Consider the following 13,601-nt stretch of genomic DNA (forward strand, 5'->3'; position numbering starts at 1 on the left):
GCGGCGTTCGCGACGAGGAATCTCGACCGGCGCATCTGGACCAGACCGGCGAGGAATGCCGCGTAGGTGCGCAGTCCGGTGATGAATCTGCCGTAGAAGACGATCTTCCCGCCGTGCCGGTCGAACAGGTAGCGGCCGACCTTAAGCCGGCGTGGGGTCAACCCGACGCGGTGGCCGTGCCGCCTCGCCAGCCGCAAACCGCCATGCCTGCCGAGCAAGTAGCCGACGTTGTCGCCGATCACGGCGGCGCCGGCGGCCACGGTCACGATCAGCGCGATGTTCAACCGGTGCGTGCTGCCGGCGTAGAGCGCCGCGGCGATCAGTGCCGTCTCACCAGGCATCGGGATGCCGAGGCTCTCGGCCGCGATGAAGACGAAGACAGCTAGGTAGCCGAAGGTCTGGAGCAGGTGGTCGATCAGTGTCAGGCTCATGCGGCCAAGCTAGGAAGCGGCGCCTTTCACCCCGCTTACAGCTACAGCTGCGTGGGCTGGGCCGACGGCTCGTCGAGCGCGCGCAGGAGACCGTCGACGGCCAAGTGGGACATGCGTTCGCGAGTGCGGGCGGTGGCGCTGCCGGCGTGGGCGGTCAGCACGACGCGCTCGGTGCGTGCCAGCAACCCTGGGTGCACGCGCGGCTCGTTCTCGAACACGTCGAGGCCCGCGCCCGCGATGGTCCCGGCGGTCAGTGCCTGCGCCAGGGCCGCCTCGTCGACGAGCGCTCCGCGGGAGGTGTTGATCAGATAGGCGTTCGGCCGCATCAGCGCGAGCGCCTCGGCGTCGATGAGGTGGTGGGTGGCTTCGGTCAGCGGCGCGTGCAAGGACACGAAGTCGCTGGACGCAAGCAGTTCGGGTAGCGGCACGTGCCGGGCCCCGAGGTGCTCGGGCAGCTCGGGCCGGGGGCGGCGTGCGTGGTAGAGGACGGACATGCCGAAGCGGCGGGCGCGGTGGGCGACGGCCTGGCCGATACGGCCGAATCCGACCACGCCCAGGGTGCTGCCATGCAGGTCGACGCCCATAAGCTCGTCCATAAGCCGCCAGCCGTGGAAGCCGCCGCCCCGCACGAGCGCGTCCGATTCGGTGATGCGCCGGGCGACCGCGAGCAGCAGGGCGAAGGCGAGGTCAGCGGTCGCCTCGGTCAGCACGTCCGGGGTGTTGACGACACGCACACCGTGGCGGGCGGCGGCATCCAGATCGATGTGGTCCATGCCCGCGGAGACGGTGGCGACAACGCGCAGGCCGGGGTGGGAAAGTACGTGCTCGTCCACGCGGTCGGTCAGGTGGCACACCAGAGCCTGCGCGGAGCCGAGACGCTCGGTGATCTTCTCGGCGCTCAGCGGGACCGGGCTGGCCAGTTCGGTCACGGCGTATCCCGCGTCGATGAGTTTCGTCAGCGCGCTGCGATGGATGGGCTGGGTGACCAGCACTGAGCCGGGGGCGGGGGAAGTGGCCGGGCTCACGCGCTCGCCTTCCCCTGGCCGCGTACCGCGGCGCCCTCGACGGTCTCGTCGTCGGAGTCGGTGAGCAGCAGGTCGACGCCGGCGACGGCGTGCCGGCGGAAGGTCTGCTCGACGGCGTCAGGGTCGCGACTGTGCAACGCCGCCAGGATCTCGCGGTGTCCCTGGATGCGCCGCGCCGCCACGTCCGGATGGAAGCGCATGCTCTCGACGGACCGGGCGCGGCGCTCGGGGCCCAGGAACGTGACGGACTGGATCAGGCCGCGCAGGGTCGGATTGTCCGCGGCCCGCTCGATCTCGCGGTCGAATTCGCGGGCGAGGCGCAGGTATTCGGCCACGGTACGGGTGGGTTCTGCGCCGAGCGCATCGACGATCGCCGCCATCCGGTCGAGGGCTGCCTCGTCCAGCTTGGGCGTGGCGAAGCGCGCTTCGAGCGCGCGCAACGCGGCGCCGGTGAGCAGCAGCTCGTGCAGCGATTCCGGCGAGTGTTCGACGACGCGCAGTTCGCGGGCGGAGACCCGCTCGATCAACCCGTCCTGCTCGAGCCGGCGCAGCGCCTCCCGGACCGGCGTCGCGCTGACGTTGAGCCGTCCAGCCAGCCCGCGTTCGGTCACCCGCTCGCCGGCCGCGAACGTCCCGGTCGCGATGCCTTCGCGAATGGCCTGGTAGGCCTGGTTCGCTAGCGACTGGGCGCGCTGGAGCGGCGGCAGGTCCGGCGCGGTGCTCATGGACGTCCCCTTCCCTCGGGTCATGTGGAGAAGGGAACGGTACCACTCGCTATGGCAAGGTGCATAGCGGCACGGATGGCTACTGAAATGCAGTTATACCTCGACGGCCAGATCTTGACACGATTTGCTACAGCCAATACCGTGCCGCAGCAGATGCTATAGCAACGTTGCTATAGCAGTTTGGAGGATCGATGCGCACGTTCGGCAAAACCGCGCTGGTCGGCGGCCTCGCCTTCTTCTTCCTTTGCGGCGCCCTGGGGGCGTGCTCGACCGGTGCCGCACCCTCCGCGACGGCGTCGTCCGCCGCTTCCGGGCCCGCGTCGCTCGCGACGCTGGCTCAGCAGGCGAAGTCCGAAAAGGGCCTGGTCATGTACGCCAATGTGCCGAATCAGTACTTCAAGCCGGTTATCGCGGCGTTCAACAAGCAGTACCCGGACATATCCGTCCAGGTGACGACGCTGGAGGACAACACGATCTTCTCAAAGTACGAGGCGGAGGCTGCGCAGGGCGCGCGCACCGCGGATCTTCTCGTGGCCAGCGCCCCCGCGTCGTGGGTGCAGGCGGAGCAGAACGGGGTGCCGGCCGCAGTGACACCGGCCGGGCTGAGCGCGTTCCCGTCCTGGGTGAACCAGGGGCACGGGGTGTATGTCATGTCCGCCGAGCCGATGCTGCTGGGCTACAACGCCAAGCTGCTCACCCCGTCCGAGGTCCCGCACACCTGGGCGCAACTGGCCGCCGACGCGAAGGCCGATCCGGCGAAGTACCGGATGGTGTCGTATCCGATCAGCAACACGCTCGACTACGCGGGCGTCTACGGCCTCATCCACCTGCTCGGCGCGCAGAAGACCTGGAGCTACTTCGACGCGCTGGCCCCGGTGACCAAGACCTACAACGAGGGCCTCGACCAGCTCACCCAGGTCCTTCAGGGCTCTGCGTCGCTCGGCTACATGACCTCCGGGCTGGCGCAAGGCGCCCTGCAGCAGTACAAGGGCATCGCCGGCTACGTGTTCATGCAGGACGCCACTCCCCTGGTGCCACGCGGCATCGCGGTCACCGCGAAGGCGGCTAGCCCCGCGTCGGCGCAACTGTTCCTCGACTTCCTGTACTCCGATGCCGGGCAGCAGGCCCTGTGCGCCGGCGGGTTCGAGGCGACGATGAACGGCTTCCAGCCGGCAACCGGGTGCACCGCCTCGCTTACCTCCCTCGCCACGCAGGTTCCGACGGCGTCGACCTACCTGGTGCCGATCGACCAGCCGGTGCTCGACCAGCAGGCCTCGATCACCGCCTCGTGGAACCAGGCGTTCAAGCGGTGACAGCGATGGTTACCACGCTCGAGATCCCCGCGGCGGCCCGGCGGCCGCGCGCGCCCGCCGCGCTCGGCCAGGCGTTGGTGAGCGTGCTGGTCGTCGGGCTCGTCGCCGGTCCGTTCATCCCGCTGGTGTATTCCTCGTTTCGTAGCAAGCCGGTCTACCTGCCCGGTGGGGTATTCAGCCTGGGTGGCTACCGGACGCTGTTCGCCGATCCGGCGTACTGGACGGCCGTGCGGAACACGCTGCTGTTCGCCGTCGGCACCACGGTGCTCGCGGTGGCCGGAGGCACACTGCTGGCGATCTTGTGTACGCGCACGAACATGCCGGGCCGGCGCGCGTACGGCCTGCTGCTGATGGCGCCGGTCGTCATCCCCCCGCTCGGGCTGATCGTGGGCTGGACGGCCATCTACGGCCAGGGCGGTTACCTCACCCAACTGCTGAGCCGGAACCTGCACCTGCCGGTGTGGAACCTCGCCTCGATCCCGGGCATGACGGCGTTCGGCACGGTCGTCACCCTGCCCGTCGCGTATCTGACGGTGCGTGCGTCGCTGTCGGGCACCGATGCCTCGCTCGAGGACGCGGCGCGCAGCGCGGGGGCCGGACTGCTCGCGGTGGTCCGCCGGATCACGATCCCGATGCTGCGGCCGGCGATCCTCAACTGCGGCATCTTGATCTTCGCGCTGTGCCTGGAGATCCTCGGCATCCCGCTGTTCCTTGGCGGCCCGTCGAACATCGATTTCTACGCCAGCTACCTCTATCGGTCCTGGAACCAGGGCGGCACCCCGGATCCGCCGTTCGTGAGCGCCGGCGCGGTGCTGCTGCTCGTAGTCGTCTCCCTGCTGCTCGTCGTCCGCGCCCGCCTCTCGGGCGCCGAACAGCGATTCGTCGCCGTCGGTCCGCGCGGCGGCGGCGCCCGGCGGCCGCTCGACCTGGGCCGCTGGCGCCGGCCGGCTTCAGCCTGTGTCGGGGCGTTCCTGACGGTGACGTGCCTGATCCCGCTGCTCGGGCTGGTCCTGATGTCCTTCGTCCGGGTGCTGACCACCCTGGTGGCACCCTGGCACCTGGTGACCTCGGACAACTGGCACGCCGTGGCCACCGATCCGGCCCTGCGCCGCTCGATCACCCACAGCCTCCTGATCGCGGCAGGCGGCGGGGCGGTGAGCGTCGCCCTGGTCGCGGTGGCCGCGCTGATCGCACACCGCTCGCGGTTCCCGCTGCGCCGGCTGATCGCCCCAGCGCTGATCTATCCGCGCGCGGTGCCCGGGGTAATCCTCGGTATCGGCTTCTTCTGGACCTACCTGATGTTCACGCCGGGCGCGCTGGTGCGCAACAACCTGTGGGGCGAGGCCATCGCCCTGTGCGTCAGGAATCTGACACTCGCCTACGTGGTGATCCAGCCGAGCCTGACACGGATCGGCGAGGAGCTCGACCGCGCCGCGCGCGCGGCCGGCGCCGGCTGGTGGCACATTGCCCGTCGCGTGCTGCTGCCGTTGCTGCGGCCGGCGCTGCTGGCCGCGTTCGTGTTGATGTTCATCACGCTGCTCGGCGACTACGACCCGGTGGTGTTCCTGCAGAAGCCGGGCACCGAGATCCTCGGCGTGACCATGCTCCAGTACTGGAGCACCGGCGTGCAGGGCCCGGTCGCCGCGCTCGCCGTGCTGCAGGTCGTCCTCGTCGCCGTTGTATTGGGTCTCGGCGCGCGCGCCCTCCGGAGAGTGACGGTGGCTGATGCCTGAGATCAGGGTCTTGAACTTGCGCAAGTCCTTCGGCACCACGACAGTGCTCGACGGGATCGGGTTCACCGTGCACGACAAGGAGTTCGTCACCCTCCTCGGCCCCTCCGGCTGCGGGAAGACCACCACCTTGATGTCGATCGCCGGCTTCCAGACCCCGGACGAGGGCGTGATCGCGGTCGGCGACGAGGTGTTCGTCGACCGCCGCGCGGGAATCGATCTGCCTGCGGAGCGGCGCAACCTCGGCATCGTGTTCCAGTCCTACGCGCTGTGGCCGCACATGACGGTCGCGCAGAACGTCGCGTTCCCGCTCTCGCTGCGCAAGGTCGACAAACGCGCTGCCCGCGAACGCGTCGCGGAGGTGCTGGATCTGGTGGAACTCGGCGCACACGGTGGGCGCTATCCGCACCAGCTCTCCGGTGGGCAGCAGCAACGCGTCGCGCTCGCCCGGGCGATCGCCTACTCGCCGAAGGTGCTGCTGCTCGACGAGCCGTTCTCCAACCTCGACGCGAAGCTTCGCGAACGTGCCAGGGACTGGCTCAAGCACCTGCAGCTCTCGCTCGGGCTCACCACCGTGTTCGTCACGCACGACCGGGACGAGGCGCTGGCGATGAGCGACCGCGTCCTGGTCATGAACAACGGCCGCGTGCTGCGCGACGGCACTGCCGAAGAGGTCTACCACGAGCCGCGAGCCCGATTCGTGGCGCAGTTCCTCGGCCGGTGCAACTTCCTCACCGGGCGCGTCGAGTCCGGCCCCGATGGAACAAGCCTGTTGCGCACCCCCGCGTTCCCTGAGGGCATCGTCGTCGCCGGCGCCCATCCCGGCCCCGAGGCCACCGCCGCGGTTCGGCCGCACGCCGTCGAATTGCTTGGCCCCGATGCGGACGGCGTCGAGGCGAGCGTCCTGGAAGCCGCCTTCCTCGGCGACCACTACCGCTATCTGGTGCGGATCGGCGAATACCGCATCGAGGCGCACGCGCCGCATCGAATCGCCAGCGGCCCGGCGCGCCTCCGCATACCACCCGGCGCCGCGGTGTTCGTCGACTGAACCGAATCCGCCAGGCCAGCCAGGAGACTTAGACCAGCCAGGAGAGACATGGTGTCCGCATCGTCAGCCCCCTCGTCCGTGCGGCGCGCGGTGAGCGTACTCGTACCGACCGGCATGCTCGGCGCCGGCTTCGACCCGGCCACCGTCGAGCGAGGCCTCGCACTCGGCGCCGACGTGATCGCCGTGGACGGCGGCTCGACCGACTCAGGCCCCTACTACCTCGGCGCCGGGGAGGCGAAGACGGCGGATGCCGCGGTTCGCCGGGACCTGCGCATCCTGCTCTCCGCCGCTCACCGCGCCAGCATTCCGCTCATCGTCGGGTCCTGCGGCACCAGCGGCACCGACAGCGGTGTGGACTGGGTCTCCGGCATCGTCCGGGAGATCTGCGCCGAAGACGCCCTCGACCTCCCAATCGCCGAGATCTACAGCGAGCAGCGCGCCGAGGACCTCGTGCCGCTGCTCCGTGCCGGGCGCATCCAGCCGCTCGAGCCGCGCACCGCGCTCGACGCCGCCACCCTCACCGGATGCTCGCACATCGTCGGCATGATGGGTCACGAGCCGATTGCCCTCGCACTCGAGGCGGGCGCGCAGGTGGTGCTGGCCGGCCGCGCCACCGACACGGCGTTGGCCGCCGCGGTGCCGCTCATGCGCGGTATGCCGCCCGGGCCGACCTGGCACGCCGCGAAGATCGTCGAGTGTGGCGGCCAGTGCACCACGGATCCGCGCGCCGGCGGCGTGCTCGCGCGCATCGACGAGGGCGGATTCACCGTCGAGCCGCTGGACCCGAACGCCGCCTGCACCCCGAACTCCGTCGCCGCGCACATGCTGTATGAGACCGTGAACCCGTTCACCATGCGCGAGCCTGCCGGCACCCTCCAAGTCGCCGATGCCCGGTACACCGCCGTGGACGCTCGCACGGTCCGGGTCGAGGGCTCGCGCTTCGAATTCGCGCAGCAGCACACGATCAAGCTCGAAGGGGCCGCGCTCACCGGGTACGGGACGATGTCCTTTGTCGGCATCCGCGACCCGCACGTTCTCGCCTCGGTTGACGAGTGGGCGAGTCTGCTACGCAAGATTCTCGCCGACCGCGTGCACAGCGTGCTCGGGCTCGCTGAGGACGCGTGGGACGCCGACCTGCGCCTCTACGGCCACAATGCGATCCTCGACGAGCTCGAGACCGCTACCGCGCCGCCGCGCGAAGTCGGCGTGATGCTGTTGGTGTCCGCGTCCACGCAGGAACTGGCGACCGCCATTTCCAAGATCGCCAATCCGCTGCTGCTGCACCTGCCGCTGCCCGACATGGCTTACCTGCCCAGCTTCGCCTTCGCATTCTCGCCCGCGCACATAGAGCGCGGGCCGGGCTATGCGTTCGTCCTCAATCACGTCGTCGAGGTCGACGACCCCGTGGAGCTGTTCCGCATCCGCATCGACAATGACCTGCCGGAGGCAACAGGTGCCTGACCCCACGCTCGCGGACCTCGCGCTGGAAGTGCGCGCCAAGAACGCCGGCCCGTTCTGGATGACTCTCGAGGCGTTCATGGCCGACGCCGACGGCTACCGTGCCGCCGATGAGCTGATCACCCCGGAGAGCATCGCAGCGCTCTACCACGTCGAGCCCGACACGCTGCAGATCTTCCGGATGCCGGAGCTGAACGTGGTGAAGGTCTCCATGCCCCGACCGATCGCCCAGGCCAGTCTGCACGACCGCGATGTGCACGCGGGCCAGCACCACGTCCCGCTCGCCGCGCTGCGCGTACCGGGAGGAGCCCGCCGATGAGCGAGGCGACCACCGATGCAGTGAACCGCGACGCAGTGAACCTGGACCCGGTTGATCTCGAAATCCGCTGGAGCCGCCTGGCCGCGATCACCGACGAGGCCGCGGCCACGCTGCTGCGCGCCGCGTTCTCGACCATCATCCGCGAATCCAACGACTACACCGTGGTCCTGATGAACTCGGCCGGGCACACCGTCGCCGAGTCCAGGGCCGGCATCCCCGCCTTCGCCGCGCTGATCGGCACGCTCACCGAGCGCCTGCTCAAGACCATCCCGGCGGAGAGCTGGCACGAGGGCGACATCGTGATCACCAACGATCCGTGGATCGCCACCGGGCACCTGCCGGACATCGCCATGGTGAGCCCGATCTTCCACCGCGGCACGCTGATCGGCTTCGCGGGCAGCGCCGCACACGTCCCGGACATCGGCGGCACCCCGACCCTCGACGCCACCGAACTGCTCGCCGAGGGCCTGTTCATTCCCCCGATCCACCTGTACCGCGACGGTGTGCGCGACGAAGCCGTCGTCGCGCTGCTGCGGGCCAACGTACGCCTGCCCGTGCAGGTCTGGGGCGATCTGGAGGCGCAGATGGCCGCGCACGAGGTCTGCCGACGCCGAACCATCGAACTGCTCGAAGACATCGGCGAGCCGGACCTTGAGGAGCTGTCCCACCTCGTACACGCGATGTCCGACCGCGCCACCCGCGCGGCGATCGCCGCCATTCCCAACGGCGTTTACCGCTCCTCGCTCGACGCCGACGGCGTCGAAGGCCAGCCCACGCACATCGAGTGCACAGTCACGGTCGACGGCGAGCGCATCGCCGTCGACTACTCCGGCAGCTCACCGCAGGTCGCGCACGCGACGAACTGCACGCTCAACTACACGACCGCTTATTCGGTCTATCCGCTCAAACTCCTCCTGGACCGCGGCACCCGCAGCAATCACGGCTCATACCGGGCGATCACGGTCAGCGCGCCCGAGGGCAGCATCCTCAATCCCGTCTTCCCCGCTCCCGTGCTCGCCCGTCATCTGACCGGCCATCTGCTCTGCTGCGCGATCTACCAGGCGCTCGCCGACGTGCTGCCGGAACGCGTGATCGCTGACAGCGGCGGCGCGCCAGCGCTGCGAGTCCAGTTCGCCGGCCGCGACGAGCTGGGTGCGCCGTTCGCGGCGATCCTGTTCGCCAGCGCCGGAATGGGCGCCTGCGCCGACGCGGACGGCTTGTCGACCACCGCGTTCCCCACCAACTCGGGCAGCGGCAGCATCGAAGCCCTCGAAGCTACCGCACCACTGCTGTTCCGTCGCAAAGAGCTGCGACCTGACTCCGGCGGCCCAGGCACCCGTCGCGGCGGCCTCGGCCAGGACGTAGAGGTCTGCAACCTCGGCACGCGCCCGATCCGGGTCGCCCTCCTCGGCGATCGCTCGCAGCACCCCGCGCTCGGCATCGCCGGTGGGCTTCCCGGCGCCCTCGCACACGCCCGATACGAGGACGGGACCACGCCCCCACTCAAGTCAGTCTCCGCACTCGCCCGCGGCTCCGCGATCACCATCTCCTTCGCCGGCGGTGGCGGCTACGGCCCTCCGGCGGACCGGGATCGCGCCGCCGTCGCCGCAGACCTGCTCGCCGGACTGATCACCACCACCGACGCATATGACGCTCACGACGGGACTGGCACCGCATGACCGAGGCCGCCTCCTCCTGCACGATCGGCATCGACGTCGGTGGCACCTTCACCGACTTCGTCATGCACGACGCCGAACACGCCAGAACCCACACCGCGAAGCTGCTGACCACACCCGAGGACCCGAGCCGCGCGATCATCGACGGCATCCGGCGCCTGCTGGAAGCCTCCGGCATGCGGATCGACCAGATCGCACGGATCGTGCATGGCACCACCCTGATCACCAACACCGTCCTCGAACGCACTGGCGCCAAGGTCGGCCTGATCACCACGGAAGGCTTCCGCGACGTCCTCGAAATGGGCCGCGAGATCCGCCACGACGCGGCCGACCTCTACGCCCGGCCCGCTCCCGTCCTCGTACCACGCCACGTGCGGATCGGCGTGCCAGAGCGCATCACAGCCGACGCGAACGAACTCATCCCGCTCAACGAGCCCGCAGTACTCAAGGCGGCGCAGGAACTCGTCGACGGCCACGGTGCGCAAGCCCTCGCCATCGCGTTCCTGCATTCCTATGCCAACCCCTCGCACGAACGCCGTGCGCGCGAACTGGTCCGCTCGCTCTATCCGGAGCTCCCGATCAGCCTTTCCGCCGACGTGGCGCCTGAGATCGGCGAGTATGAGCGCACCAACACCGCTTGCGTCAACGCCTACGTCCAACCGGTCGTCGGCGCCTACCTCGACCGGCTCGAGAAGGACCTGGCCGCGCTCGGCTTCACCGGAACGCTCAGCCTGATGCTTTCCAGCGGCGGGCTGACCACTCTCGCGCAGGCCAAGGCCGTCCCGGTCGCGCTGCTCGAATCCGGTCCCGCCGCCGGCGCCGTCGCTGCCGCGCATCTGGCCGAGCAGGCCGGCGAGGACCGAGTGATCGCCTTCGACATGGGCGGCACCACCGCGAAGATGAGCCTCATCGAGGGCGGGCTGCCGCACGTCACCCACGAGTTCGAGGCCGGGCGGGTCGACCGGTTCAAGCCGGGCTCCGGACTGCCGCTGAAAACCGCCGTCATCGACATGATCGAGATCGGCGCGGGAGGCGGCTCGATCGCCGCTGCCGACGAGTTCGCGCTGCTCAAGGTCGGCCCGCGCAGCGCCGGCTCGGTGCCGGGGCCGGTCGCTTACGGCCGTGGCGGCGCCCGGCCGACCGTCACCGACGCGGACCTGCTGACCGGCCACCTCGACCCAGACCACTTCCTCGGCGGCGAGCTGACTTTGACGCTGCCTCAGGTGCGCGAAGCCTTCGAAGAACTCGCCGCGCGCCTGGGCATCGACGCGGGGCGCGCCGCCGCGGGCACCCTTCAGATCGTCACGGAGAACATGGCCGCCGCGACTCGGATGCACCTGTCGGAAAAGGGCCGCGATCCGCGCGCGTACACCCTGATGGCATTCGGCGGTGCAGGCCCCGTGCACGCCTACGCCCTGGCCAGGAGCCTCAAGGTTCCGCGCGTGATGGTGCCGATGGGCGCGGGTGTCCTGTCGGCCTTCGGCTTCCTGGTCGCCGATCCGGCCGTCGAAGACGTGCGCGGCTACGCGACGACGCTCCCCGCCGCGGACTGGGCCCGCGTCCGGGAACTTTATCAGGACATGGAGTCGCACGCCGCCGCGCTGCTGCGCCGGATGGGACCGGACACCGCGCAGATCCGGCACGCGCGGTCCGCCGACATGCGCTACCTCGGACAGGGCTTTGAGATCACCGTCGCGCTGCCCGACGGGCCGCTGTCGGACTCCTGCGTCGAGGAACTGCGCCGCAGGTTCACCGCCGACTACGTCGCCGTCTTCGGCCGCGAACTTCCCGAGGGCACGCTCGAGGTGACCAACTGGCGACTCACCTCCAGCCTGCCGACCCCGCGTCCGTCCCTGGTCCGCTCCGCTTCGGCACAGCACGGCGGCGACGCGAACCCCAACCCGACCCCGAACCCCGTACGCGGTCGCCGAGCCATCCAGCTGCCCGGCGTCGGCGTGTGCGAAGCCACCGTCTACGACCGGCCCGCACTCGAGCCCGGGTCGAGCGTGCGCGGGCCGGCAGTCTTCGAAGAGCACGAAACCTCATGCGCCATCGGGCCCGACGCCACCGCCACCATCGATGCCCACCACAACCTGATCATCGACATCGACTACGCCTACGCGCACTCGGCGAGCGAGGGAGCCGAGACGTGACCACCCCTCCGGACCTCGAAAGCATCAAGGCGCTCGCCGACTGGGACACACCCGCGCTCAGCAATGCCCTAGACGCGCTCCGGCTGCGCTCGTTCAACGCTGGCTACACCGACGGCTCGATCCAGCGCGTCACCGCCGGCCCCGGCCCCGCCATGGTCGGTCGCGCCGTGACGGCGCGCATGGTCGCGCGTCACCCGGGCAACGACGCGATCCCGGTCTCGCAGTTGCACAAGGCGATCAGCGAGATGGACGGCCCTGTCGTCGTCGTGCTCGAAGACAGCGACCGACCCGCAGGCGCGGGGGCTTTCCTCGGCGAGGTCAACGGCAGCCTGCTCGCGGCGCTCGGCATCCAGGGCGTGGTCACCAACGGCAGGGTCCGCGACGTCGACACACTGCGCGAGCTGCCGTTCGCCGTCCACGCCGCGGGGCTGTGCGTCGCACGCTCCTACATGCGGCTGGTCGAGATCGGCGCGCCGGTGACCGTGGCCGGGATGCGTGTCGAGCACGGCGACGTCGTGCACGGCGACGAGCACGGCGTGCTGCAGATCCCCGCCGAGGCGCTGCCCGGCATCTTCGAGAAGGCGGAACTGATCCGCGAGGACGAGCAGAACGTCGTGGGCTGGTCGAAGTCTGCCGAGTTCAGCGTCCCCAAGCTGCTCGAACTGCGTCGCGTCCGGCACTGACGCAGCGGCCATACTCACTCGACTCACTCGGCTTCGGCCGCGCGCGGAAGGGTGATGCGCACCAGTGCGCCGCCGCCGGGGGCTTCGCCGATCGTGATGCTCCCGTCGTGCGCGGTGGCGATCTCCTTCGCGATGGCTAGGCCGAGACCGCTCGTGCCGCTACCGCGCTCGCGGCTGGCGTCGAGGCGCACGAAGCGGTGGAAGACGCGCCCGCGTTCCTCGACCGGGATTCCGGGACCGTCGTCGGCGACCTCGATGCGGACCGTCTCCGGTGCCGAGTCGTCGATGGACAACTCGACGCGATGTCGGGCATGGCGGATCGCGTTGTCCAGGACGTTGCGCACCATTCGCTCCAACTGCTCCTGGTCGCCGAGCACACGCGCATCCACGCCTGCTTTCTCGGCAGTGTCCGCGGCCTCGCGGAACTCGACCGGTACCCGTGGCGCGGGACTGGCCGCCCGCACATCCTGTACGAGCGCTGTGATAGAGACCGGGCTGCGGCGGTGCACCAGCTGCCGGTCGTCGCTGCGGGCGAGCAGGAGCAGATCTTGCACCAGGGTTTCGAGCCGCGTGGACTGGCGTACGGCGCGTTCCGCGATCTGCGTCCACGGAGCACGATCCGGATGAGCGAGCCCGACCTCCAGCGCCGTGCGGACGGCTGCGAGGGGGGTGCGCAACTCATGTGAGGCGTCTGCGACAAACCGGCGCTGCCGCGCGGCCGAATCCTCCAACCGGGCGAGCATCCCGTTCATCGTGCGGGCCAGTTCGCCGATCTCGTCCCGGGTGGCGGGCTCGGGCACGCGCCGGGAGAGATCGACGGCGCTGATTTCAGTGACGGTTCGGCGGATCCGCTCGACCGGCCGCAACGCCCGGCCCACCACGAGCCACACCGTGGCGCAGGCCAGCAGCAGAATCCCGGGCACGCCCACCAGGAGCAGGCGGCCGAAGGTCTCGTTGATCTGGCTGAGCGCGTCACTGCTCGTCCACGTGATGACCGTGACCGCGTGGCCGTCGACGACAGCGTGTGTGCCGGCCACGCG

Annotated in this window: 12 protein-coding genes; 8 read left to right on the forward strand and 4 right to left on the reverse strand. The window is 69.9% G+C overall.

Annotation, left to right across the window (positions count from 1 at the left end):
* The 3 genes from VFA06_RS12575 to VFA06_RS12585 form a co-directional block, all read right to left on the reverse strand.
* Positions 1–431: DedA family protein (locus VFA06_RS12575; RefSeq protein ID WP_324840695.1), on the reverse strand; the 431-nt coding region annotated here is incomplete at its 3' end.
* A 41-nt stretch (positions 432–472) separates the two neighbouring features.
* The gene (locus VFA06_RS12580) at positions 473–1,456 is read right to left on the reverse strand and encodes a D-glycerate dehydrogenase (protein ID WP_324840696.1); all 984 of its coding nucleotides are present in this window, start codon (positions 1,454–1,456) and stop codon (positions 473–475) included.
* Complete coding sequence (locus VFA06_RS12585) at positions 1,453–2,181, reverse strand: GntR family transcriptional regulator (RefSeq protein WP_324840697.1); 729 nt, start codon at positions 2,179–2,181, stop codon at positions 1,453–1,455. Before VFA06_RS12585 ends, VFA06_RS12580 begins: the two co-directional genes overlap by 4 nt.
* 191 nt (positions 2,182–2,372) lie before the next feature.
* Between VFA06_RS12585 and VFA06_RS12590 the strand changes: the two genes are divergently transcribed.
* The 8 genes from VFA06_RS12590 (at position 2,373) to VFA06_RS12625 (ending at position 12,561) form a co-directional block, all read left to right on the forward strand.
* Positions 2,373–3,494, forward strand: coding sequence for an ABC transporter substrate-binding protein (locus VFA06_RS12590; RefSeq protein ID WP_324840698.1), 1,122 nt, complete (start codon positions 2,373–2,375; stop codon positions 3,492–3,494).
* A 5-nt stretch (positions 3,495–3,499) separates the two neighbouring features.
* On the forward strand, positions 3,500–5,227 hold the full coding sequence (locus VFA06_RS12595) for an iron ABC transporter permease (RefSeq protein ID WP_324840699.1): 1,728 nt from the start codon (positions 3,500–3,502) through the stop codon (positions 5,225–5,227).
* Positions 5,220–6,272 (forward strand): ABC transporter ATP-binding protein, encoded by a 1,053-nt coding sequence (locus tag VFA06_RS12600; protein WP_324840700.1) that lies wholly within the window; start codon positions 5,220–5,222, stop codon positions 6,270–6,272. The genes VFA06_RS12595 and VFA06_RS12600 overlap by 8 nt, the downstream gene beginning before the upstream one ends.
* Before the next feature lie 114 nt (positions 6,273–6,386).
* Positions 6,387–7,733 carry an acyclic terpene utilization AtuA family protein gene (locus VFA06_RS12605; protein WP_349260165.1) on the forward strand — a complete coding sequence of 449 codons (1,347 nt, stop codon included), beginning with the start codon at positions 6,387–6,389 and terminating at the stop codon, positions 7,731–7,733.
* Positions 7,726–8,049, forward strand: a complete 324-nt coding sequence (locus tag VFA06_RS12610; RefSeq protein ID WP_324840702.1) for a DUF4387 domain-containing protein — start codon at positions 7,726–7,728, stop codon at positions 8,047–8,049. Before VFA06_RS12605 ends, VFA06_RS12610 begins: the two co-directional genes overlap by 8 nt.
* Complete coding sequence (locus VFA06_RS12615) at positions 8,046–9,728, forward strand: hydantoinase B/oxoprolinase family protein (protein WP_324840703.1); 1,683 nt, start codon at positions 8,046–8,048, stop codon at positions 9,726–9,728. Before VFA06_RS12610 ends, VFA06_RS12615 begins: the two co-directional genes overlap by 4 nt.
* Positions 9,725–11,878 (forward strand): hydantoinase/oxoprolinase family protein, encoded by a 2,154-nt coding sequence (locus VFA06_RS12620; RefSeq protein ID WP_324840704.1) that lies wholly within the window; start codon positions 9,725–9,727, stop codon positions 11,876–11,878. The genes VFA06_RS12615 and VFA06_RS12620 overlap by 4 nt, the downstream gene beginning before the upstream one ends.
* Positions 11,875–12,561 (forward strand): RraA family protein, encoded by a 687-nt coding sequence (locus VFA06_RS12625; protein ID WP_324840705.1) that lies wholly within the window; start codon positions 11,875–11,877, stop codon positions 12,559–12,561. Before VFA06_RS12620 ends, VFA06_RS12625 begins: the two co-directional genes overlap by 4 nt.
* Before the next feature lie 23 nt (positions 12,562–12,584).
* Here VFA06_RS12625 and VFA06_RS12630 read toward each other — a convergent pair.
* The coding region (locus VFA06_RS12630; RefSeq protein ID WP_324840706.1) for a HAMP domain-containing sensor histidine kinase at positions 12,585–13,601 on the reverse strand (1,017 nt) is incomplete at its 5' end.

Origin of the sequence: Actinocrinis sp. (genome assembly GCF_035653575.1) — a bacterium.
Lineage (GTDB): Bacteria > Actinomycetota > Actinomycetes > Streptomycetales > Catenulisporaceae > Actinocrinis.